Genomic DNA, 22110 nt, shown 5'->3' on the forward strand with positions numbered 1-22110 from the left:
GCGTGGTCCCCGTATCAGCGGTCCTTCTCCTGCTCGGTCTCGCGGGTGTCGTATGGGGCGGCTGCCTGGCGCTCAATGTGCGCGGGGCAGCCGATGCCTGGGCGGAGCGCGCCAGGATCAACACCGAGCTGACCGCCGCCACCACCGGCGACTTCGGCCCGCTCGACACCGTGTGGACGGCCCGCGACTACCGCACACGGGGCGCCCGCATCCTCGCCCTCAGCCTCGTCATCGTGCTCATCGCCTTGCTGAAAACCTGGCTCTGAGCCGCCACGACACGCGGAAGGGCCCGCCCACCTCCCCGGTGGACGGGCCCTTCCTGTCGTACGAAACCGCCCTACGAAGCCGCCGTACGAAACCGTCGTACGACCTACCGCTTGTGCTGTGAGTCCGCGACCGTCACCTCGACGCGCTGGAACTCCTTGAGCTCGCTGTAACCGGTCGTGGCCATCGCCCGCTTCAGCGCGCCGAAGAAGTTCATCGAGCCGTCCGGGATGTGCGACGGGCCCGTCAGGATCTCCTCGATGGTGCCGACGGTGCCGAGGTCGACCTTCTTGCCGCGCGGCAGCTCCTCGTTGACCGCCTCCATGCCCCAGTGGTGGCCGCGGCCCGGCGCGTCCGTGGCGCGGGCGAGCGGGGAGCCCATCATCACGGCGTCCGCGCCGCAGGCGATCGCCTTGGGGAGGTCGCCGGACCAACCGACACCGCCGTCGGCGATCACGTGCACGTACCGGCCGCCGGACTCGTCCATGTAGTCACGGCGGGCCGCGGCGACGTCGGCGACCGCGGTCGCCATCGGCACCTGGATGCCCAGCACGTTGCGCGTGGTGTGCGCAGCGCCGCCGCCGAAGCCGACCAGGACGCCCGCGGCACCGGTGCGCATGAGGTGCAGGGCCGCGGTGTACGTGGCGCAGCCGCCGACGATCACCGGGACGTCCAGCTCGTAGATGAACTGCTTCAGGTTCAGCGGCTCGTGGGAGCCGGAGACGTGCTCCGCGGAGACCGTCGTACCGCGGATGACGAAGATGTCCACGCCCGCGTCGACCACGGCCTTGGAGAACTGCGCCGTGCGCTGCGGGGAGAGCGCTGCCGCCGTGACCACGCCGGAGTCGCGCACCTCCTTGATGCGCGCGCCGATCAGCTCCTCCTTGATGGGGGCGGAGTAGATCTCCTGGAGGCGGCGGGTGGCCGTCTCCGCGTCCAGCTCGGCGATCTCGTCAAGGAGCGGCTGCGGGTTCTCGTACCGCGTCCACAGGCCTTCGAGGTTGAGCACACCGAGGCCGCCCAGCTCGCCGATGCGGATCGCGGTGTCCGGGGAGACGACCGAGTCCATGGGGGCGGCCAGGAACGGCAGGTCGAAGCGGTAGGCGTCGATCTGCCAGGCGATCGAGACCTCCTTCGGGTCGCGCGTACGACGGCTCGGGACGACGGCGATGTCGTCGAAGGCGTACGCCCGGCGGCCGCGCTTGCCGCGCCCGATCTCGATCTCAGTCACGTGTGTGGCCTTTCCCTGATGCGTTGCAGCGCCTCCCAGTATCCCCGACGGGTACGACAAGGGCGGCCCCGGATGCTCCGGGGCCGCCCTCGGGAAGCCGGGTGACTACTTGTTGCGGCTGTAGTTCGGCGCCTCGACCGTCATCTGAATGTCGTGCGGGTGCGATTCCTTGAGGCCCGCCGAGGTGATCCGGACGAACCGGCCGTTGTCCTGGAGCTCCGGCACGGTGCGGCCGCCGACGTAGAACATCGACTGGCGCAGACCGCCGACCAGCTGGTGGACGACCGAGGAGAGCGGGCCGCGGTAGGGCACCTGGCCCTCGATGCCCTCGGGGACCAGCTGCTCGTCGGAGGCGACGCCCTCCTGGAAGTAGCGGTCCTTGGAGAAGGACTTGCGGTCGCCGCGGGACTGCATCGCGCCGAGGGAGCCCATGCCGCGGTACGACTTGAACTGCTTGCCGTTGATGAACAGCAGCTCGCCGGGGGACTCCTCGCAGCCCGCGAGCAGCGAGCCCAGCATCACGGTGTCGGCGCCCGCCACGAGCGCCTTGGCGATGTCGCCGGAGTACTGGAGGCCACCGTCGCCGATGACCGGGACCCCGGCCTCCTTGGCGGCCAGCGCGGCTTCGTAGATGGCGGTGACCTGCGGGACGCCGATGCCGGCGACGACCCGGGTCGTACAGATGGAGCCGGGGCCGACGCCGACCTTGATGCCGTCCACGCCGGAGTCGATGAGCGCCTGGGCGCCGTCACGGGTGGCGATGTTGCCGCCGATGACGTCCACGCGCGTGTGGTTGGACTTGATCTTGGCGACCATGTCGCCGACGAGGCGGGAGTGGCCGTGCGCGGTGTCGACGACGATGAAGTCGACGCCCGCCTCGATCAGGGCCTGGGCGCGCTCGAAGGCGTCACCGGCGACACCGACCGCGGCACCGACGAGGAGGCGGCCCTCGGCGTCCTTCGCGGCGCTCGGGTACTTCTCGGCCTTGACGAAGTCCTTGACGGTGATGAGGCCCTTGAGGACACCGTCGTCGTCGACCAGCGGAAGCTTCTCGATCTTGTGCTTGCGCAGCAGCTCCATGGCCTCGACACCGGAGATGCCGACCTTGCCGGTGACCAGCGGCATCGGCGTCATGACCTCGCGGACCCGGCGGGTGCGGTCGCTCTCGAAGGCCATGTCGCGGTTGGTGACGATGCCGAGCAGCTTCTTGCCCGGGTCGGTGACCGGGACGCCGCTGATGCGGAACTTGGCGCACAGCGCGTCGGCCTCGGCGAGCGTGGCGTCCGGGTGGACCGTGATCGGGTCGGCCACCATGCCGGACTCGGACCGCTTGACGAGGTCGACCTGGTTGGCCTGGTCCTCGATGGAGAGGTTGCGGTGCAGCACGCCGACGCCGCCCTGGCGGGCCATCGCGATCGCCATGCGCGACTCGGTGACCTTGTCCATGGCGGCGGACAGCAGCGGGATGTTCACCCGCACGTTCTTGGAGACGTACGAGGCGGTGTCGATCTCGTCGGGAGCCATGTCCGACGCGCCCGGCAACAGCAGCACGTCGTCGTAGGTCAGCCCGAGCGTCGCGAATTTGGCGGGCACTCCGTCGACGTTTGCAGTCATGACACCTTCCCCAATGGCCTTGATCGGTGCGGATGTCCATGCTAACGGGAAGGAAGGGCCCCGAATTCCACGGTTCGTCCTGCTACCGGCTTCGTAGCTTCGTACGGAACCGAGGTGGGGCCTGTTCACCGAAGCCACGAACAGCGGGCGCTACTGCTCGGCCAGGGCCCGCAGCCTGCTCAGCGCGCGGTGCTGCGCCACCCGCACCGCGCCGGGTGACATTCCCAACATCTGGCCCGTCTCCTCGGCCGTCAGCCCCACCGCGATCCGCAGCAGCAGCAGCTCCCGCTGGTTCTCGGGCAGGTTGGCCAGCAGTTTCTTGGCCCATTCGGCGTCGCTGCTGAGCAGCGCCCGCTCCTCGGGGCCGAGCGAGTCGTCGGGCCGCTCCGGCATCTCGTCCGACGGCACCGCCGTGGAGCCGGGGCCCCGCATCGCGGCCCGCTGGAGGTCGGCGACCTTGTGGGCGGCGATGGCGAAGACGAAGGCCTCGAAGGGCCGGCCGGTGTCCCGGTAGCGAGGCAGCGCCAGCAGCACCGCGACGCAGACCTCCTGGGCCAGGTCCTCCACGAAGTGGCGCGCGTCGCCGGGCAGCCGCGACAGCCGCGTACGGCAGTAGCGCAGCGCCAGCGGGTGGACGTGGGCGAGCAGGTCGTGTGTCGCCTGCTCATCCCCGTCGACGGCGCGGTGGACAAGCCCACCGATCACCGTCGTCTCGTCCTCGCGCATCGGTCCATGGTGCCTTGTGGCCGATTCATCCGCGGCACCGCGCCCGATGTTGTGCACCGAAGCGTTATGAGCAGGTGCGCCGGAACTCATCTCCTGCGCCCTCCCCTTCCGCTCGACCGACTCGTCCCCGAGAGACTCCACACCTCAAGGATGCGGCATCGGCGGAGAAACAAGCAGCGGGCAACGACACCCGCGCCCCGAAAGGGGCGCGGGGAACTGCGCGACCAGCCACGAACGACCTGCACACGGCGACAAACCTGCGCGACCGAGCTCTTAGCGAACCAGGCCCCAACGGAACCCGAGCGCCACGGCATGCGCCCGGTCGGACGCACCCAGCTTCTTGAACAACCGCCGAGCGTGCGTCTTCACGGTGTCCTCGGACAGGAACAGCTCCCGCCCGATCTCCGCGTTGGACCGCCCGTGGCTCATCCCTTCGAGCACCTGGATCTCACGCGCGGTGAGCGTCGGCGCGGCACCCATCTCGGCGGACCGCAGTCGCCGCGGGGCCAGCCGCCACGTGGGGTCGGCCAGCGCCTGCGTCACGGTGGCCCGCAACTCGGCCCGCGAGGCGTCCTTGTGGAGGTAGCCCCGTGCCCCGGCGGCGACGGCCAGCGCCACGCCGTCCAGGTCCTCCGCGACGGTGAGCATGATGATCCGCGCACCGGGGTCCGCGGACAGCAGCCGCCGTACGGTCTCGACGCCGCCCAGTCCGGGCATGCGTACGTCCATCAGAATCAGGTCCGAGCGGTCCGCACCCCAGCGGCGGAGGACTTCCTCGCCGTTGGCCGCGGTCGTCACGCGCTCGACGCCGGGCACGGTCGCGACCGCGCGGCGGAGCGCCTCTCGGGCAAGCGGGGAGTCGTCGCAGACGAGGACGGATGTCATGGCCGCCCTCCGCAGCTGATGCACGTCACCTTGAGCCTCCAGGCTGGTACGAAATGTCACCTGTGCGGTCGACCGTCCCGGACGCCTGCCCGAGCACTTGTTGCTTCAACCGCCTCCGCACTCTCAACGACGGTCACTCGAAAGAGTTACGGGGCCGCGCGCCGTCTTCGGCACTCTACGTGAGGGCGCGGACACGGTGCAGACATGCGCGACGGACCCACAACGTTTCATCACAACCGGTGCCCCATTTAGCCCTATTTCTTCCCTTTTGCTGGTGTCTGAGGCTAGATTCGCAATGAGTCATATTTTCATCTCCTTAGATCGTAGATGTACGGTCGTGGACACCGTATCCGCCGCAGAACGGCTACAAGGGGTCACGCAATGGCAGATTTCTCCCGCCTTCCCGGACCGAACGCGGACCTGTGGGACTGGCAGCTCCTGGCTGCCTGCCGCGGGGTCGACAGTTCGCTCTTCTTCCATCCGGAGGGTGAGCGCGGTGCGGCGCGGAGTGCTCGTGAGAACTCGGCCAAGGAGGTCTGCATGAGGTGCCCGGTGCGCGCGCAGTGCGCGGCGCACGCGCTGGCGGTGAGAGAGCCGTACGGCGTGTGGGGCGGGCTGACCGAGGACGAGCGCGAAGAGCTCATGGGCCGGGCGCGCAACCGCCTGGTGACGGCATCGTCGTCGAGTGGCGGGCATGCCGCTTCGAACAACTGAAGGAACGTTTCTCCACGTTTCTCCTGAACGGGCACGCGGACGCGTGCCCGTGATTTTTTCTACGGCTGCCGCCCCGCCGCGATCGCGAGCCGGTCCAAGGTCGCCGCCACGGCGGGCACTTGGGCCAGGTCGGGCAGGGTCAGCGCGACGATCTCCCGCCGCACCGCCGGTTCCAGGGTGACCGTGCGCGCACCCCGGGGCCGTACGGACTCGATGGCGAGCTGCGGGAGCACGGCGACGCCCAGGCCCGCGCCCACCAGCCCGACCACCGCCGGATAGTCGTCGGTGGCGAAGTCGATGCGAGGGGTGAACCCGGCGCCCTCGCACACCTCCACCAACTGGCCGCGACAGCGCGGGCATCCGGCGATCCAGGGCTCGCGCGCGAGGTCCCCGATGGCGACGGACCCGGCCCGCGCGAGCCGGTGCCGTTCGGGTACCAGGGCGACGAGCCGGTCCCGCAGCAGGGGCCGTACGACGAGGTCCTCCCATTCGTCGCCGCCGCGCGTGGCGCCTTCGTACCGGAAGGCGAGCGCGACGTCGCAGTCGCCCTCCCGCAACATCTCGACGGACTGCGGCGGTTCGGCCTCCTCCAGGGAGACGCGGGTGCCGGGGTGCGCGGCGCGCAGGGCGGCGAGGGCGGTGGGGACGAGGGTGGAACTGCCGCTGGGGAAGGAGACCAGACGTACGCGGCCGGCGCGCAGGCCGGCGATGGCGGCGACCTCCTCCTCGGCGGCGGTGAGTCCGGAGAGGATCCCGGCGGCGTGCCGGACGAGCGCCTCGCCCGCCTGGGTCAGGCGCATCTCGCGCCCGCTGCGGATGAGCAGCGGGGTACCCACCGACGACTCCAGGGCCTTCATCTGCTGGCTGACGGCGGGCTGGGTGCAGCCCAGTTCCCGGCCGGCGGCCGAGAAGGAGCCGGTGGCGGCGACGGCACGCAGGACGCGCAGATGGCGGGCTTCGATCACCCTTCGAGGATAAGCCAGCCTTTGATACGGCGCCGAATAATGCGTGGCGGCTTTGACGGCCGACGCCTACCGTGCCGTCCATGAAGCTTCTGTCAGTGAACCTGGGCCGGGCGAAGGCCGTGGCGTACACCGACAACCCCGAGGGGCTGACCGGTATCGACAAGCAACCGGTGACCGGAGCGGTGCGGGTGGCGGCGCCCGGGCCGAAGGGCATCGGCGGGAGCGGGCTCGCCGGGGACGACGTGTGCAAGCGGCAGCATCACGGCGGGGACGACCAGGCGGTCTACGCCGTCGCGCGCGAGGACCTGGACGACTGGGAGCGCGAACTGGGGCGGACGCTGGCCGACGGCGCGTTCGGGGAGAACCTCACCACGCTCGGTCTGGACGTGTCCGGGGCGCTGATCGGCGAGCGCTGGCGGATCGGGCCCGAGGTGGTCCTGGAGATCACCAGTGCGCGGATTCCGTGCGGCACCTTCCAGGGCCACATGGACGAGCAGCGGTGGGTGAAGCGGTTCACCCGGAAGGCGGCGCCGGGCGCGTATCTGCGGGTGATCGAGCCGGGCGAGGTGCGGGCCGGCGACCCGGTCGAGATCGTGCACCGGCCCGACCACGACGTGACGGTCGCCATGGCGTTCCGGGCGACGACGACCGAGCGGGCGCTGCTGCCCCGGATGCTCGCCGCGGGTGACGCGCTGCATCCGGAGGTGCTCCGGTCGGCGCGCGAGTACGTGGAGAAGTACGGGGAGAAGGTGGAGAAGTACGGGGAGCGCGCGGACTGACGGCAATCGGACGCTGTCGGTCCGGGTCACTAACCTTGCGCCATGACAACGGCATTGATTACGGGATCGACCGCGGGCATCGGTGCCGCGTTCGCACGACGGCTGGCGGCTGACGGGCACAACCTCGTGCTGGTGGCCCGCGACACCAAGCGGATGCGCGAGCAGGCCACCGAGCTGCACGACCGGCACGGCGTCGAGGTGGAGGTCCTGACCGCGGACCTGGCCACGGACGAGGGCATCGAGTCGGTGGCGGCCCGGCTCTCCGACCGCCGCAGCCCCGTCGACCTGCTGGTCAACAACGCCGGCTTCGGCAACAAGGGCCGCTATCTCGACGTCTCCATGGCCGACGAGCTGAGGATGCTCAAGGTGCACTGCGAGGCGGTGCTCCGGCTGACGTCGGCCGCGACGGAGGCGATGCGGGAGCGCGGGCGGGGCGGTGTCGTCAATGTCGCGTCCGTGGCCGCCTTCGTGCCGCGCGGGACGTACGGCGCCTCCAAGGCGTGGGTCGTGCAGTTCACGCAGGGGGCGGCCAAGGATCTGGCGGGCAGCGGGGTGCGGTTGATGGCCCTGGCGCCCGGGTTCGTGCGCACCGAGTTCCATGAGCGGGCCGGGATGGGGACGGACAACATCCCGGGGTGGATGTGGCTGGACGCGGACAAGCTGGTGGCGTCCGCGCTCAGCGACCTTGCCCGGGGGAAGACGCTGTCGATTCCCGACCCCCGGTACAAGGCGCTGATGGGCGTGGTGAAGGTGGTGCCGCGCGGGCTGCTCGGCGGGATCACGTCCAAGACGGGACGGAAGTACGGCCCTCAGTAGGGGCCGCCGGGCCGCTCACGCCACCGGTGTCAGGGTGACGTCCGGGCGGAGTTCCGTGAGGAGGGTCGCGACCGTGGTGCCGATGGTCTCGCTGTGGGCCGCGTCCTCGCCGGGGCAGCCGAGCACGACGAGGATCGCCTCCCTGCTGTCGGGGGCGAGTTGGCGGGCGGCGGCGTCGCAGTCGCGGCGGCCCAGCCAGGCGAAGGGCTCCTCGACGGCACCGTCCGGGTCCGCCAGACCGTAGAGCAGGTCGCCGGCCGGGACGGGCCTGGACTTGGTGGAGAAGGCGGGGACGATCCGCTCGGTGCCGGCCGCCCGGGTGACGACGAGGTCGCTGCCCTCGTCCTCCTTGAAGAGGCTGTGCAGCCCGATGCCGGCGCCGTGCCGCAGGGTCGCCACGCTCACCGCGTCGACCACCGCGCCGTGCGAGCGCCAGCCGCGGGTGCGGACGCCCTCGCGCAGCCGCTCACCGGCGGGGGTGGTGCCCTCGTAGCCGAGGTCGGCCAGCAGCTTTCGGTAGCCGCCGGGCAGTTCCGGGGCGTCCTGCTCCCACGCCCCGGCGGCGGCCTCGGCGCTCAGACCGTCGTCCGCGCGCAGCAGGGGCTGGTCGGAGGTCAGCTTCCAGACCCGGACGTGGTGCAGACCGAGGAGGAGGGCGGACGCGGAGGTGATGAGGCGCATGTGTCGTCTTCCAGGTTGTTCAGCGGGGTGTGGGGAGGGTCGGGCACGACGGAGGTCCCGGTGTGCCCGGTGCCGAAGGAGCCGTGCAGCAGGGCATGCGGCACCCGGCCGTCGAGGAGTTGGGCGCGGCCGACCCCGGACCGGACGGCCCGCAGACAGCTCTCGAGTTTGGGGGCCATGCCGCCGGACAGGGCGGGCAGCAGTTCCGCCGCCCGGGTGACGGTCAGGCGTTCGACGATCCGGTCCCGGCGCGGCCAGTCGGCGTACAGGCCCGGTACGTCGGTGAGGATCACCAGGTGGTCCGCGCGCAGGCCGGCCGCGAGGGCGGCGGCGGCGCTGTCGGCGTTGATGTTGTAGACCTGTCCGTCCGCACCGCGGCCGATGCCGGTGACGAGCGGGACCAGGCCGCTGTCGGTGAGGGCGCGCAGGACGTGGGTGTCGACGCGGGTGACGTCGCCGACGAGGCCGATGTCCACCTCGTCGCCGTCCAGGACGGCGAGGCGTTTGGCGGCGGTGAGCAGGCGGGCGTCCTCGCCGGTGATGCCGACGGCGAGCGGGCCGTCCTCGTTGAGGAGACCCACGAGATCGCGCTGCACCTGGCCGGCGAGGACCATGCGGACCACGTTCATGGTCTCGGGGGTGGTGACCCGCAGGCCGGCCCTGAAGGTGACGGGCAGGCCGAGCTTCTCCAGGTGCGCGTTGATCTGCGGGCCGCCGCCGTGCGTCACGACCAGCCGGACCCCGGCCCGGTGCAGCCGGGCCACGTCCCGGGCGAAGGTGCGCAGCAGTTCCCGGTCCGCCATGGCGCTGCCGCCGAGCTTGACGACGACGGTACGGCCGCGGAAGGAGGCCAGGTCGGGGACGCCGTCCATGTCATCCATGTCGTCCATGTCAGAACGCCGCGATGCCGGACGGGGCGCGTTCCGCGCGGCTGAACGCGCGCAGTACCGCGGACTGGCCATGGCGGCGCAGGGCCAGCCGGGTCAGCAGGCCGACGCTCGCCTCCACGGCGGGCGCGGGCAGCTCGGGGGTCGGGATGCCGACACTGAACGCCAAGTCATCGGTATGGACGACCAGTTCCATCAGACGGGTCGTCAGGAAGTCGTCGAGGCTCAGCGCGTAGTCGCCCCACACCGGCAGCCGTACGGCCCGGTCGGGTTCGGCGGGCAGCCGCGTGCGCAGGACCCGTACGGTGTCGGCGGCCCGGTCCGCCAGCGGCCGTACGCCCTCCGCGCCCGCGTCCTCCCCGCCGCGCCGGATCCGGGCGTTGGCCTCGTCGTGGAGACCGGCGTCGATCCAGCGGACGCGGGAGTAGTAATCGTCGAGGCCGATGACCTGCTGGGTGGGGGCGGGTTCGTCGAGGACGGCCGGGATGAAGAAGACCTGCCAGGCGAGATGGCCGGCGAGCCCGCCGACGCTCCATTCGGCCAGCGCACTCGGCTCCTTCCAGCGCTCGGCGACGGCGGGGTGGCCGAGCAGATCCACCGCGACGGCAGCCGCGTCGAGGTAGGCGCCGGTGATGCGGGTCATCGGGGGAGCCTTTCGGTGTAGGCGCCGGTGACACAGGTCATCGCGGCTTTTTCGGTGAACACCCCAGTGACACAGGCCGCCGCGGCCCTTCCGGTGTACGCGCCGGCCATCCGGGGCGACGTCTCCCCTTCGATGCGCGCGCCCGTGACACAGGTCATCGCGGGAGCCTTTCCGTGGGGTTGACGCGCGTAGCGGGGAGGTGTGGTGCGGGGATGCGGGTGCGGTTCCAGGTGCGGGGTGGGGTGGTCTGCTCGGCCGTGACCTCGTCGAAGGCCTCGCGGAGCCGGGCGACTCCGGTGGCCAGGGTGGTCGCGTCGAGGGCGAAGGGCAGACGGAGCCGGTTCTCCAGGGTGCCGTCGGCGCCGAAGCGCGGTCCGGGGAGCACCTGGACGCCGTGCCGTCCGGCGGCCAGCGACAGCTTGGTGCTGAGCTGCGCGCCGAGGTCCACCCACAGGCACAGTCCGCCGCGCGGCACGGTGAACCGCCACTGCGGCAGCTGAGCGCGGAGCACCTCGGTCAGGGCGGCGCGCTGGGCGATCAGTTCCGCGCTGCGTCCGCGCAGGAGGTCGTCGTACGTCTCGAAGAGCCGGCAGGCGATGAGCTGCTGCACCAGCGGGTTGCCGGGGTCGCTGGGGCCGCGTACGGCGACCAGGCGGGAGATGACCGACTTGGAGGCCCGGACCCAGCCCACCCGCAGCCCGGCCCAGACGGTCTTGCTGAGCGAGCCGATGCTGATGACGGCGCCGGACCTGCCGTACGCGGCCATCGGGGGCGGCAGCGGGCCCGCGTCGAGGTTGACCTCGGAGAGCGTCTCGTCCACCACCACATAGGTGCCGCTGCGCAGCGCCGCGTCGACGACGGCGCGCCGGGCCGCGTCGGGCATGACGAGGCCGGTGGGGTTGTGGAAGTCGGGCATGAGGTAGGCGACGGCGGGCCGGGGGCCGCGCAGGGCGCTCTCGATGAGGTCGACGTCCCAGCCGGCCTCGTCCAGGCCGACCGACATCGGGCGGGCGCCGTGGCTGCGGATCGCCTCCAGGGCGTTGGGGTAGGTCGGGCTGTCGATCAGGACCGGTTCCCGAGGCCGGACGAGGAGCCGGAGGAGCAGCCCCCAGGCGTGGTGGGCGCCGACGGTGACCATGATCTGGTCGGCGCTGGTGCGCACGCCGCGGGCCGTGTAGTGGTCGGCGATGGCCTGTCGCAGGGCGGGCAGCCCGACGAGGTCGTAGCCGTGGCCGTCGGAGTGCCGGGCCATCCGGGTCGCGGTCTCGGCGACGGCGAGGCTGAAGGCCGGTTCCGGTGCCGGCAGTGACGCGCAGGTCAGGTCGATGTGGGTGTCGACGGCCTGCCCCGGCACCCAGGACAGGGCGCGCGGCGCCCGTTCGGCGCCGTCGGGCAGGGCGGCGTAGCTTCCCGCGCCCTGCCGGCTGCGGAGGTAGCCCTCCTCGCGCAGCCGCTGGTAGGCCGAGGCCACGGTGTTTCTGCTGATGCCCCAGGACGCGGCCAGGGTGCGTTCGGCCGGGATCCTGGCCGCCACCGAGAGGCGTCCGTCCAGGATCAGTGCTTTGAGCGCCTGCGCCAGGTCCATGTAGGCGGTGCCCTGTCGCCAGTCGCCGAGCAGTCTTGCCAATTGGTCCGCGTTCACCTTTTGGGCGACGTCGTCCCTCATTGCGGTCCCCCCGCTAGTCAGGTTCGTTTTCCTGCCAGCGGGAGTCTTGGCCGAGAAGAGCGCTACTACAAGATCTTTTGGAAAGTTTTCACGATCGGGAAATACTTCGGCCAACGTTGTCACTCGCCGTCCCATTTGCGGAGAGCGGGCAGTGCAAACACCGCGACCAGCAGGGAGAGGGCGCCGCCGATGATCCACGGAGCGACGAGTCCCAGCCAGTCGGCGACGAATCCGCCGACCAGCGCGCCCAGCGGCATCGCACCGAAGGCGAACATCCGCCCGGCGCCGCTCACCCGGCCCATGAGCTCGTTGGGGATGAGCCGCTGACGTACCGACCAGGACACGACGTTCCACATGGACAGCGCGATCGAGAAGAGGGTGAACAGGGCCACCACGGTGACCGGGTCGCGTCCCACCAGGCCGATCGCCAGCCAGGCCAGTGGGCACACGATCTGCACGCCGATGGCGACCTGCCGGGCGCCGAAGCGGTCCACGACCCGGTTGCTGACCAGTCCGCCGATCACCCCGCCGATGGCCATCGCGGCCAGCAGCAGCCCGTATCCCCGGTCGCCGATGCCCAGCACGTCGTGCGAGAAGAGCACCAGCGTGGCCAGGGCCATCGACTCGCAGAAGTTGCCGGAGCCGGCGATGAGGGTGAGGGTGCGCGGCAGCCGGTTCTTGCCCAGCCAGCGCAGCCCTTCGGCGATCTCGGTGCGCATCGCGGTCGGCTTCTCGGGGCGGGGCGGTCGGCCGGTGGCGCGAATTCGAGACAACAGCAGCAACGACACGAAGAAAGCGATCGCATTCAGCCAGAACGGCAGCGGAATAGCGAACGCGAACAGTGCCGCGCCCAAAGGCGGGCCGGCAAATTCTCGGGAAACCGAGGCGGTCGCGACGAGTCGTCCGTTGGCTGCTTCCAGATGGTCGGACTTCACCAGGGTGGGCACCAGGGCCTGGCTGGCGCCGGTGAAAAGGATCTCCGCGCAGCCCACTCCGAAGGCCAGGACGTAGAGCATCCAGATCTGCGCCAGGTCGAAGGTGGCGATGACGGCGACCACCACGACCAGGACCACCTGGGCGGCCTGGGCGCCGACCATCAGCCGGCGCCGGTCGAAGCGGTCCACGAGCGCGCCGCCGATCAGGGCCAGCAGCAGCCAGGGCAGGGTGCGGGCGGTGGCCACGCCGGCCACCAGGCTCGGGTCGCTGGTGAGCGACTTGGCGAGCAGCGGGATCGCCGCCACGAGCGCGCCGTCGCCGAGGGTGGCGATCAGGTCGGCCGACCAGAGGAGCCTGAACTCCCGGCCCATCCCCTTGCCTTGGGCGCCGCTCCTGCCCTCCGCCTCGGCCTCCGTCGCGTCCGGCGCGTCCGGCACGGACAACTCGCTCATGACAGGCTGATCCTCACGTCGAGTGGTGGAAGACGCCGGCCGTCCGGGTCTTGTCGTTGGCGCTGATGCCGATGACGGCGCTGTCCCCGGCCGGCAGCACCCTGGCGTAGGCGCCGGCGTGGCCCTGCGGCAGATAGAAGAAGCCCCAGGCCGCCTGCCAGTCCGCCTCGACGCCGGTCAGCGGGTCGACGACCGGTTCCGGCCGGGGGGTGACGCGTTCCTGGAGCACACAGCCGCCCTCGGCGGCCTCGCGGACCGCCCGCCACCACTCCCCCGCGCCCGTCTCCCAGCCGGCCACGACACCCTTGCCGCCGTAGAGCCCGTTGGGCTTGAGGATCAGTTCGGTACGGCGGTCATGGCACCGCGCGACCAGTTCCTCGTCGGCGAGGAAGGCGTCGCCGTGCAGCACCCGGGTCCAGGGCAGCACCCGGTCGATCAGGGCCTGTTCGTCGGCGCTGAACCGGTCCCGGTGCCGGGCGTCGGAGAGCAGGGCCAGACAGCCCTTCTCGCAGTAGAGGTTGCTCTCCAGCGGGGTCCACAGGACGACGGTGCCCTCCTCGTGGGCCCGGCACAGCGGTTCCACCAGGGCCATCGCCTCGGGGTCGAGATAGACCTGGTCCGCCTCGAAGCAGCGGTAGACCACGTCGACGGGGGTGCCGTCCAGGTACGGCTTGCCGTGGCGGAAGGCGAGCCGGCCGATCTCCCCGATCCGGAAGTCCAGGCCGAAGCCCCGCATCAGCTCCCGCAGCGGCTGCCAGGTCGCGCCCCATCGGTCGAGCCCGCCGGGGCCTTCGAGCAGCGCCACCACAGGATCGCCCCCGCCCGCCGTCACGGCCGCCCCCGCCTTGCGCAGCGCGTCGGCGAGAGCGCGGCCGGTGTGGGTGTAGCCGAGGCCGTGTGCGGCGGCGAAGGACGCGAAGGCGTCGTCCTGTTCCAGCAGGACCCGGGGGATCTCCCCGGCCCGGTCCCAGCCGCCGACCTCGCTGCCGATGCCGAACTCCAGCAGCTTGAACGCCGTGCCGTCGTGATAGACGTCCGCCCGGCCCGCGTGCGGCGGGGCGCCGCCGCCGAGCCTGCGCATCACCGCGCCGCGCCGCTCGTCGAGGCCCAGGGCGGTGCAGAAGGCGTCGAGATCACCGTCGTAGAGCCGCTCGGGCAGGGAGGTGAGCAGGGCCAGCATGCGGTCGAGGTCGGCCGCGAAGCCGTGCAGTTGGTCCTTGGCCACGAACAGGGGGCGGGAGAGGTACTCGCCGGGCCAGTCGGCGAGCGAGGGCGCCTTGCGCAGGGTGGGGGCGGAGTCGGGGCGTACGGCCGACTCGTTGAAGGCCCGGGTGACCGCGTCCGTCATCGCACGAGCTCCCTCGCCATGACGTCCTGCACGGCGAGGGTGTCGCCGAGCAGGACGGTGCCGGGGCGGGCGACCGTGGCGTAGACACCGAAGGTGCCGGCCGAGGCCTGCACGAGGCTGCGCAGGATCTCGCGGTCCTTGGGCAGGTTCCGCTGCGGCTGCGTCACCATCACACAGCGCTGGGTGGCCTGGGTGACGTCCAGGACGACGTTGCCGATCGCGGCGCGGGTGCCGAGGAAGGCGTCCTCGGCCGGTCCGTGGCCGGGTGTGCCCAGCAGGACGTTGGGGCGGAAGCGGCGCACGTCCCAGGTGCCGTCGGGGTGGCGGGCGCCGGCCGCGCGCAGGGCGCCCTCGCTCAGCAGGTGCACCGGGGCCTCGTCGACGAACTTGCCGGCGGGCAGGTCGAAGGTGGACAGGGACGAGGGCTCGGCCGGGTCCGAGCGGTACTCCTCGACCGTGTGCACCCGGCCGGTCTGGCGGCGCAGCTGTACGGCCTGGCCGAGCCAGTCGCCGAGGATCGCGTCGGCGTCCGGGTCGGCGGTGGTGAACCGCCGCCCGTCCGGCAGGGTCAGCTCGGCCCCGGCCTCGTGACGGCGCGCCGTGGCGTCAAGGAGCCGCGGCTCCCGCTTGGCGGTGAGCACCCGGCCGGTGGCCGCGACGACGACCGCGAACTCACGGTCGCCGACCACTCCGCTCGGCCCGAGGAACAGCCGGTCCGCGCGCTCGCCGCCCATGGACTTCACGGGGTAGCGCCACAGCTGTACGACGGGCAGTGCCGCGCTCACAGGTCCAGCACCAGGTCGGTCACCGGCTGCGAGATGCACAGCAGCACCTCCCCCTCGTCGGGGTCGCCCTGGGGCGGCACGTGGTAGCGGACGGTGCCGCGCTTGAGCCGTACGGCACAGGTGCCGCAGACGCCCGCCCAGCACAGCGACTTGGTCTCCACGCCGTTGTCGTCGGCGAAGGGCAGCAGGGAGTCGTAGGAGCCGTCCCAGCCGAACTCGGCGGAGCTGCGGTCGAAGGTGATCCGCAGCTCGGTCAGTCCCGCGAGGACCTCCACGCCGTCGTAGCCGCCGACGGTGGCGCGGCCCAGGGCGACGGACTCGCGGGCCGGGTCGACCAGGGCGAGGCGGGCCGCGGGCAGCCCGGCGGAGTCGACGGGCTGGAAGCCGTAGCGGGCGAACCAGGCGGAGGTGGTCTTGGAGAAGACGAGCACCTGCGCGTAGCCCTCGGCGTGGGCCGCGCCGACCATGCTGGCCAGCAGCAGCCGGCCGAGGCCGAGGCCGTGCCGTTTCTCGTCGACGGCGACGTTGTAGATCTCGGCGAGGGCGTCGAAGCCGCGCAGTCCCGCGCAGCCGACGACCTCGCCGTCGGCCTCCAGGACCCGGAAGTCCTCGGAGAGGGTCTCGAACAGCGCGCGTTCACGGACGAGGAGCTGCCCGGCGTCCATGAAGGGCAGCGACAGCCGGTACATCGCCTCGGCGTCGTCGGCGCGGGCCCGGCGGAACCGGACGTCGACGAACTCGTCACCGCCCCGGCTCAGGGCGACGTCGATCACCTTGCTGGTGTTCAGGTTGATGGGCATGGCCGCTACACGTACGACTCGAGGGAACCCTGGCGACGTACGTCCAGGGAGCAGCAGTGGAAGCCGCCGCCGAAGGTGCGCCCGTGTCGGTAGGGCACGGGTACGGCGGTGAAGCCCTCCTTCTCCAACTGGCGGGCCAGTTCGGTCTGCTTGGCCGGGACGATGACCGTCTCCTCGTTGACGGAGAGGATGTTCATGCCGATCCAGGTGGAGGCGCGCGGCCAGGTGAGGCCGTAGCCGTCGTCCTCGGGCTCGTCGAACCAGATGATCTTCCAGTTCCGCAGCGGCGCCGGGACGGTCTCCGGGGTGAGCCGGCCGGCGTTGGCGAGGAGCACGCCGGGGCGCAGGATGTGCAGGGTGGTGCCGACGTGGTCGTCGCAGATCGAGATCTCGTGGACGGTGAACTCGGCGCCGAGCGCCCGCCGGAGCCAGGCGGCGCCGGTGCGGTTGCCGGTGTTGCTGACGTTGAAGAACAGGTCGCGGCCGGCCCGCAGCAGGTTCGCGGCGTCGAACAGCGGCTCGATCTCGGCGAGTACGGGGGTGTCGCCGTCGTAGGCGTAGGTCGCGTCGGCGAGACGGGGGCGCGGGGCGGCGAGCCAGTTGGCGCCGGACGCGAAGTACTCGGAGAGCAGACCGCGGAAGGGGAAGGTCTCCGTGTAGCGGGCGCGGACCGGCATCGGCGCCTCGATGATGTTCTCGCCGACCACCAGGAGGCAGTCGCGGGGCATCAGCGAGTGGTTGGCGGTCGTGGTCCAGTCGGCGACGGTGAGCGTCGAGCCGTGCACGGCCGGGGCCGGGCGGCGGACGGTGACACCGAAGGAGGTGAGGGTGTCGGCGAGCGCCTGGAGGTCCTCCTGCGTCTCGTCGATGATCCGGGCCAGGTCGGCCTCGGTGACCTGGTCGCCGGTGTGGTCCTCGGGCAGACCGAAGAAGTGGCGCAGCGAGGTGTCCGCGTCCGGGATGTGGAAGTGCTCGGCACTTCCGATCACGATCTCCTCAAGCTGTCCGAAGTCGTTGAACGACCTGACGGAGCTCACGGCGTTTCCTTTCGCTGTGCCGGTGCCGGACGGGTCAGCGAGAGACCGAACGGCTGGTCAATGGACATGAGTTCGACGTAGTTGACGTTGACGTGCGCGGGCGTCCGATGGGCCCACAGCACGGTGTCGGCGACGTCCTCGGGCGCGAGCGGGCGGATGCCGTCGTAGAGCGCGTCGGCGCGGTCCTGGTCGCCCTTGAAGCGGACCAGCGCGAACTCGCTGCGCACCATGCCGGGCGCGATACAGGTGACCCGGATGCCGGTGCCCTGCACGTCGACGCGGAGGTTGGCCGACAGATGGTGGACGAACGCCTTCGTGGCCGCGTACACGTTGCCGCCGAAGAAGGGGTACTCCGCGGCCAGCGAGCCGAGGTTGATGATGTGCCCGGCACCGGTGCGGCGCATCGCCGGCAGCACGGCGCGGATGCCGTGGAGGACACCCGAGACATTGGTGTCGATCATCGTGCCCCAGTCCTCGACGGCCCCGTCGTGCAGGGCGCCGAGGCCGAGCGACAGCCCGGCGTTGTTGACGAGCGCGGCGATCTCACCGCCGTCCTGGAGGAGCGCCTCGACCGCGGTGGCGACGGATTCGCCGTCCCGTACGTCGGCCCGCTCGACCCGGATCAGCCCGGGCCCGAAGGCGTCCACCAGATCGTCGAGGCGCTCCACGCGCCGGGCGAGCACCGCGACCGGCAGTCCCTCCTTGAGGAACCGCTCCGCCACCGCCCGCCCGATCCCGGCCGTACCGCCGGTGATCACGGTCCACTTGGTCATGGGGTCCTGCTCTCCTCGGGGTCGGCCTGGTGGGCCGCTGAGGCGGGGTGGGCCGGGTAGGCCCCCGCCGCCGGTCGGAACGGGCACGTCCAGTCCTCCGGGACGGCCCGGCCCGAGTACTGGACGGCCTCGGAGGCGGCCCCGAACTCGGACAGGTTGGGGTTGAGCGAGCCCTGGAGCTCCAGCTCCCGCTCCCTGACCTGGCCCTGGATGCGCTGGTAGATGCCCTTCTCCTTCAACCGCCCGAACTGGAGGTGGGAGTTGAAGACGAGCGTGGGCAGCGGGAACCGGCGGGTGATCCGGGAGGCGCCCGGATGCAGGCCCACCACGAAGAAGGCGTGGCCGCCGACGCTGAAGCCGAACCGCTCCGACGCCGGGTCCGGGTCCACCTGCGGGTCCCAGGGGTACTGGCCGGTGTCCAGGTCGTGCAGGGCCTGGAGCTGCCTCCACAGCAGCTCCTCGAACTCCGTCTCGTCGGTGTCCGCCGGTCCCGAGAAGGTGGCCGCGAACGTCGCCATCAGCGGGTCGATGTCCTCGCGCCGCGCGGCGAAGTCGGCGAGCGCCGCGTGCAGTTCCCGGGTCGTGGCGGGCTCGGCGAGCCGGCCGAAGTGACGGTGCACGAGCGTGCCACGCAGCTGCGCGCTCTTGCCGGCCACACAGGAGAACTCCGGCCCCAGCAATTTCTCCGTCAGCTGCGCCGCGGGCCGCTCGGACGGGTTCTCCGTCCGCTCCTCCGCAGCATCGGCCGGCGGGTTCTCCGCCGACCCCTCCCCGACTTCCCCCGTCGGACGACGGCTGGTGCCAAGCACTGGTATCCCCCTCAGTTCCCCTGCTTCTGCGGTACCGGTTCGGCGACGACCCGGTAGGTCCGCATGACCGTCAGCGCCGCCGCGCGCACGCTCGCGTGACCGTCGCCGCGCAGCCGGAACCGGCCGCCGATGTGGTCGTAGCCGCCGGTGCCGTCGAAGACCGTGCCGATGTCCGGCAGGACCTCCGCGTAGACCTCCGGGACCTCGCCGAGCAGCGGTGTCCTGGACACCACCCGGCAGGGCAGCGGGCGTGGTTCGGGCACGCTGACCCAGCCGCCGCCCGGCGTGTTGTCGTACTCCTCGGCGGCCTTCAGCGGCGGCAGGCCGAGCGTGGCGCGGAACGCCTCGCCGAACAGGTCGATGCCGAACAGGTCCCGGTGCACGAACCCCACCTCGGCGCCGCCCGGCCGCAGCCCCACCTCCAGGAAGACCAACTCCCCCTGGCCGGTGGCGAACAGCTCCAGATGGAAGGGCCCGTCGTCCAGGCCCAGCGCCTCAAGACAGGCGTCGGCGAAGTCGGTCACCCGGTCCCGCTCGGGGCCCGGGTCGAGCAGCACCGAGCCGAGCGGCAGGCCGTCGAGGAAGTCCAGGCAGGTGTTGAGATAGCCGGAGGCGCTGACGAAGTGCGGTTTCCCGCCGCGCCGGATGCCGTCGACATGGAGGACCTGGCCCTCGATGTACTCCTCGCACTCGTACGCCGCCGGATCGACCTCGGCCAGCGCACGCGCCAGGGCCGGCACGTCGTCCGCCCGCACCACCCCGCGCGAGGACCAGCCGTCCCGCGGCTTGAGGATCACCGGCAGCCCGAGCTCACCGACGATCTCCTCGGCCGTCGTGGCGGCGTCCAGATCACGGAACCCCGGCACCCGCAGCCCTGCGGCGCCGACCAGCTCCTTCATCCGCGGCTTGTCACGGAATGCCATGACGAAGTCGGGCCGCCAGCCGGGCACGCCGAGGGCGACGCGCAGCCGCGCCGCGGTGAGCACGTCGTACTCCGACAGGCCCACCACGCCGTCGAAGGCGCCGTACCGCTCTTCCAGGCGCCGGGCGATCGGCAGGACGGTGTCGAACTCCAGGTCGTCGGCGACGACCAGATCCAGGGCGCCGTCGCGGTCGAGGATCGGCAGGCCGTACGGCAGGGTCACATACGCCAGCCGGCAGCTGCCGGGCTCGACGAAGCGGTGGTACTCGCCGAACTCGTCGTCGTACCGGTTGAGGACCAGGTACGTGGGGAGCGCCCCGGCGGTGCTACTCAACGCGCACCTCCCGGCCGAGCGCCTCGATGCGCTCCAGGGCCGCCGTGTGCGACTCGGCCGCGAAGACCACATGGCCGAGCAGCGCCCGGAAGTCCTCGGCGGGCGGGATCTCCTCGCCCTCCCGGTAGTAGACGGAGACCTCCAGGACGTCGTCGGCGGCCCGCAACTCCTCGGCGCCGGCGACCCGGTGGAAGACCTCCAGCCCCTCCGCGGTGAAGCAGTGGATGGCGGCGGTCTTGGCGCGCGGGGCCGTGAAGGCGCCCAGCTCGGCGGGGTCCTGGCCGGTGTAGTGGGCCAGCATGATCCGGGTCAGCGAGGTGCCGGTGGCCAGCTCCACCAGGTGCGGGATGCGGTGTCCGGCGAGCCGGGCGCCGATCTCGATCAGCACCGGGTCGCCCTCGGGCAGCCGCAGTTCGCAGTGGAAGATGCCCAGCGGGAGGTTGAGCGCCCGGCACAGGTCGACGACGTACGACTCGATCCTGGCCCTGGTCTCCGGGTCGGTCTCGTGCTGGACGACCATGCCGATCTCGACGAAGTGCGGCTCGGGGCCGAGCAGTTTCGTGGTGAGGGCGGAGATGACCACCTCGCCGTCGGCGACATAGCCCTCGACGCTGATCTCGGGACCGGCGACGTACTCCTCAAGGAGCACCCGTCCGTCCAGGCCGCGGCCCGCGTCGGTACGGGTGTCGGAGACCAGCCAGTCGTAGGCGCGGCGCAGGCCGTCCTCGTCGTCGACCCGGCTGACGTGCACGCTGCCGGCCGAGGCCGCGGGCTTGAGGACGGCGGGGTAGCCCACGTGCGCCGCGGCGGCGAGCAGTTCGTCGGGGCCGGACGCCTGCGCGTAGCGCGGCACGCGCAGACCGGCGGCCTCGGCACGGGCGCGCATGACGGACTTGTCGCGCAGCGCCGCCACCGTCTCCACCGGCAGACCGGGCAGACCGAGCCGGTGCGCGAGGCGGGCGACACTGTCCACGTAGAACTCGAAGCCGGGCAGGATGCCGGTCAGCGGACGCCGCCCGTGGGCCTCGGTCACCGCCTCGGTGAGCGCCGCCTCGTCGTTGGTGTCGACGACGAGCAGCTCGTCGACGTACTGGAGCAGGGTCTCCGGGATCGTGCGGTCACCGCTGTGGTGGGAGGCCACCACGACCTCGAAACCCTGTTCGTGGGCGGCGAGGATCAGACCGTTCGCCGAGGACATCGGCTCGACGACCAGAATTCTTGTTGCAGACATGGGAATTCGTTTTCTCCGCTCTGGCCGACGGACGGCCCGGTCATGATTCCGGAATTACGGATCAGGGTTTTCCGGACCGTCCGCCAACTGTTCTTTCGAATCAGGCGGAGGCCAGTTCCCGGGCGCCGACGGTGGAGTCGTAGAGCTCCTGGAAGTAGTCACCGATCAGCTCGATGTACGTGGCGAGATCGGCGTACGCCTGCTCCGCGGAGCCGAATCCCTCGACCGCCTGGGAAACGGTGCGGAACATCAGCTCGTCATGGTCGTGCGACTCGTCGAAGTCCAGGTGCGTCTGGGTGCCCTGGGTGAATTCGGTGCCGAACTCCTCGGCCGCCTTGCTGGTGATGATCTGGTTGTAGCGGTCCGAGTACCACTCGACGAACCAGTCCCAGACCGTCGTCGGCGCCGGACCGCGCTTGTCGGCCTCCAGGCGCAGATAGCCCATGAGCTGCTTGGTCGACGGGAAGACGTCGGTGGCCTCCAGCTGCTCGCTGGTGAAGCCGAACTTGTTGAGGTCACGGGTGAACATGCCCTCGTGCCCGAACTCCTCGGCCAGGTACTGGGCGAGCTTGGCGGCGAGGCTGTCGTCCTTCGAGCCGACCTTGAAGAGGGCGTAGGTGTCGACCTCGTTGTTCAGCCGAATACGCAGAACCGTCTCGGTGATGTGACGAATGTAGTAGTCCCGGTCGGTCCATTCGCCCGCGTGCAGTTCGCGCAACTTGGTGACGCGCTGGAACTGCTTCTCCATCAATTCCTCGGCCAGGCTCTCGAGTCGGGACCGATCAAGCTTCGTCATTACGGATTCCTCCTCC

The 22110-nt window shown here is 71.2% G+C and carries 23 protein-coding genes; 4 read left to right on the top strand and 19 right to left on the bottom strand.

Annotated elements, in window-relative coordinates; translation table 11 throughout:
* Nucleotides 1–2 precede the first annotated feature (2 nt).
* On the top strand, nucleotides 3–266 hold the full coding sequence (locus tag OG866_RS17245; RefSeq protein WP_329335688.1) for a hypothetical protein: 264 nt from the start codon (nucleotides 3–5) through the stop codon (nucleotides 264–266).
* Between the two features lie 104 nt (nucleotides 267–370).
* On the opposite strand, the gene OG866_RS17250 is transcribed toward OG866_RS17245, so the two are convergent.
* The 4 genes from OG866_RS17250 to OG866_RS17265 all read right to left on the bottom strand — a co-directional run bounded on the left by OG866_RS17250 (nucleotide 371) and on the right by OG866_RS17265 (nucleotide 4720).
* Entirely contained in the window at nucleotides 371–1495 is a 1125-nt protein-coding gene (locus OG866_RS17250; RefSeq protein ID WP_329335690.1) for a GuaB3 family IMP dehydrogenase-related protein, read from the bottom strand.
* Nucleotides 1496–1600: 105 nt separating this feature from the next.
* A complete protein-coding gene (gene guaB / locus OG866_RS17255; protein WP_329335692.1) occupies nucleotides 1601–3109 on the bottom strand; it encodes an IMP dehydrogenase in 1509 nt (502 codons plus the stop codon).
* A gap of 150 nt (nucleotides 3110–3259) precedes the next feature.
* Nucleotides 3260–3835 (bottom strand): sigma-70 family RNA polymerase sigma factor, encoded by a 576-nt coding sequence (locus OG866_RS17260; RefSeq protein WP_059192858.1) that lies wholly within the window; start codon nucleotides 3833–3835, stop codon nucleotides 3260–3262.
* A 273-nt stretch (nucleotides 3836–4108) separates the two neighbouring features.
* Nucleotides 4109–4720 carry a response regulator transcription factor gene (locus OG866_RS17265; protein WP_003948568.1) on the bottom strand — a complete coding sequence of 204 codons (612 nt, stop codon included), beginning with the start codon at nucleotides 4718–4720 and terminating at the stop codon, nucleotides 4109–4111.
* A gap of 381 nt (nucleotides 4721–5101) precedes the next feature.
* On the opposite strand from OG866_RS17265, the gene OG866_RS17270 reads away from it, so the two are divergent.
* Nucleotides 5102–5434: a WhiB family transcriptional regulator gene (locus OG866_RS17270; protein ID WP_059192859.1), complete on the top strand. Its 333-nt coding sequence runs from the start codon at nucleotides 5102–5104 to the stop codon at nucleotides 5432–5434.
* Nucleotides 5435–5493: 59 nt separating this feature from the next.
* Here OG866_RS17270 and OG866_RS17275 read toward each other — a convergent pair whose 3' ends face one another.
* The gene (locus OG866_RS17275; protein ID WP_329335697.1) at nucleotides 5494–6399 is read right to left on the bottom strand and encodes a LysR family transcriptional regulator; all 906 of its coding nucleotides are present in this window, start codon (nucleotides 6397–6399) and stop codon (nucleotides 5494–5496) included.
* A gap of 80 nt (nucleotides 6400–6479) precedes the next feature.
* Here OG866_RS17275 and OG866_RS17280 point away from each other — a divergent pair, with 80 nt between their 5' ends.
* Together OG866_RS17280 and OG866_RS17285 are read left to right on the top strand one after the other, a co-directional pair.
* The gene (locus OG866_RS17280) at nucleotides 6480–7178 is read left to right on the top strand and encodes an MOSC domain-containing protein (RefSeq protein ID WP_329335699.1); all 699 of its coding nucleotides are present in this window, start codon (nucleotides 6480–6482) and stop codon (nucleotides 7176–7178) included.
* Between the two features lie 42 nt (nucleotides 7179–7220).
* A complete protein-coding gene (locus tag OG866_RS17285; RefSeq protein WP_329335700.1) occupies nucleotides 7221–7994 on the top strand; it encodes an SDR family NAD(P)-dependent oxidoreductase in 774 nt (257 codons plus the stop codon).
* A gap of 15 nt (nucleotides 7995–8009) precedes the next feature.
* On the opposite strand, the gene OG866_RS17290 is transcribed toward OG866_RS17285, so the two are convergent.
* From OG866_RS17290 to OG866_RS17355, 14 genes are all read right to left on the bottom strand, one after another.
* Nucleotides 8010–8675: a hypothetical protein gene (locus OG866_RS17290; RefSeq protein ID WP_329335701.1), complete on the bottom strand. Its 666-nt coding sequence runs from the start codon at nucleotides 8673–8675 to the stop codon at nucleotides 8010–8012.
* Nucleotides 8609–9565 carry an acetylglutamate kinase gene (gene argB / locus OG866_RS17295; protein WP_329335703.1) on the bottom strand — a complete coding sequence of 319 codons (957 nt, stop codon included), beginning with the start codon at nucleotides 9563–9565 and terminating at the stop codon, nucleotides 8609–8611. Before argB ends, OG866_RS17290 begins: the two co-directional genes overlap by 67 nt.
* Before the next feature lies 1 nt (nucleotide 9566).
* Nucleotides 9567–10205 carry a maleylpyruvate isomerase N-terminal domain-containing protein gene (locus OG866_RS17300; RefSeq protein WP_329335706.1) on the bottom strand — a complete coding sequence of 213 codons (639 nt, stop codon included), beginning with the start codon at nucleotides 10203–10205 and terminating at the stop codon, nucleotides 9567–9569.
* Nucleotides 10206–10359: 154 nt separating this feature from the next.
* Nucleotides 10360–11832 carry a MocR-like transcription factor YczR gene (yczR, locus tag OG866_RS17305; protein ID WP_329335708.1) on the bottom strand — a complete coding sequence of 491 codons (1473 nt, stop codon included), beginning with the start codon at nucleotides 11830–11832 and terminating at the stop codon, nucleotides 10360–10362.
* A 158-nt stretch (nucleotides 11833–11990) separates the two neighbouring features.
* Complete coding sequence (locus OG866_RS17310) at nucleotides 11991–13259, bottom strand: MFS transporter (protein WP_329335710.1); 1269 nt, start codon at nucleotides 13257–13259, stop codon at nucleotides 11991–11993.
* A gap of 13 nt (nucleotides 13260–13272) precedes the next feature.
* Nucleotides 13273–14607, bottom strand: coding sequence for a hypothetical protein (locus OG866_RS17315; protein ID WP_329335712.1), 1335 nt, complete (start codon nucleotides 14605–14607; stop codon nucleotides 13273–13275).
* Nucleotides 14604–15392 carry an MOSC domain-containing protein gene (locus OG866_RS17320; protein WP_329335715.1) on the bottom strand — a complete coding sequence of 263 codons (789 nt, stop codon included), beginning with the start codon at nucleotides 15390–15392 and terminating at the stop codon, nucleotides 14604–14606. Before OG866_RS17320 ends, OG866_RS17315 begins: the two co-directional genes overlap by 4 nt.
* A complete protein-coding gene (locus OG866_RS17325; RefSeq protein WP_329335716.1) occupies nucleotides 15389–16192 on the bottom strand; it encodes a GNAT family N-acetyltransferase in 804 nt (267 codons plus the stop codon). Before OG866_RS17325 ends, OG866_RS17320 begins: the two co-directional genes overlap by 4 nt.
* 5 nt (nucleotides 16193–16197) lie before the next feature.
* Nucleotides 16198–17229, bottom strand: a complete 1032-nt coding sequence (locus OG866_RS17330; protein ID WP_329335718.1) for an inosamine-phosphate amidinotransferase 1 — start codon at nucleotides 17227–17229, stop codon at nucleotides 16198–16200.
* Nucleotides 17226–18002 carry an SDR family NAD(P)-dependent oxidoreductase gene (locus tag OG866_RS17335; RefSeq protein WP_329335719.1) on the bottom strand — a complete coding sequence of 259 codons (777 nt, stop codon included), beginning with the start codon at nucleotides 18000–18002 and terminating at the stop codon, nucleotides 17226–17228. The genes OG866_RS17330 and OG866_RS17335 overlap by 4 nt, the downstream gene beginning before the upstream one ends.
* Entirely contained in the window at nucleotides 17999–18811 is an 813-nt protein-coding gene (gene gntA / locus OG866_RS17340; protein WP_329335720.1) for a guanitoxin biosynthesis heme-dependent pre-guanitoxin N-hydroxylase GntA, read from the bottom strand. Before gntA ends, OG866_RS17335 begins: the two co-directional genes overlap by 4 nt.
* Nucleotides 18812–18822: 11 nt before the next feature.
* Complete coding sequence (locus tag OG866_RS17345) at nucleotides 18823–20067, bottom strand: ATP-grasp domain-containing protein (RefSeq protein ID WP_329335721.1); 1245 nt, start codon at nucleotides 20065–20067, stop codon at nucleotides 18823–18825.
* Nucleotides 20060–21298, bottom strand: a complete 1239-nt coding sequence (locus OG866_RS17350; protein WP_329335722.1) for an ATP-grasp domain-containing protein — start codon at nucleotides 21296–21298, stop codon at nucleotides 20060–20062. The genes OG866_RS17345 and OG866_RS17350 overlap by 8 nt, the downstream gene beginning before the upstream one ends.
* A 100-nt stretch (nucleotides 21299–21398) precedes the next feature.
* Nucleotides 21399–22094, bottom strand: a complete 696-nt coding sequence (locus tag OG866_RS17355) for a hypothetical protein (RefSeq protein ID WP_329335723.1) — start codon at nucleotides 22092–22094, stop codon at nucleotides 21399–21401.
* Nucleotides 22095–22110: the final 16 nt, after the last annotated feature.

Source organism: Streptomyces sp. NBC_00663, from assembly GCF_036226885.1.
Taxonomy (GTDB): Bacteria; Actinomycetota; Actinomycetes; order Streptomycetales; family Streptomycetaceae; genus Streptomyces.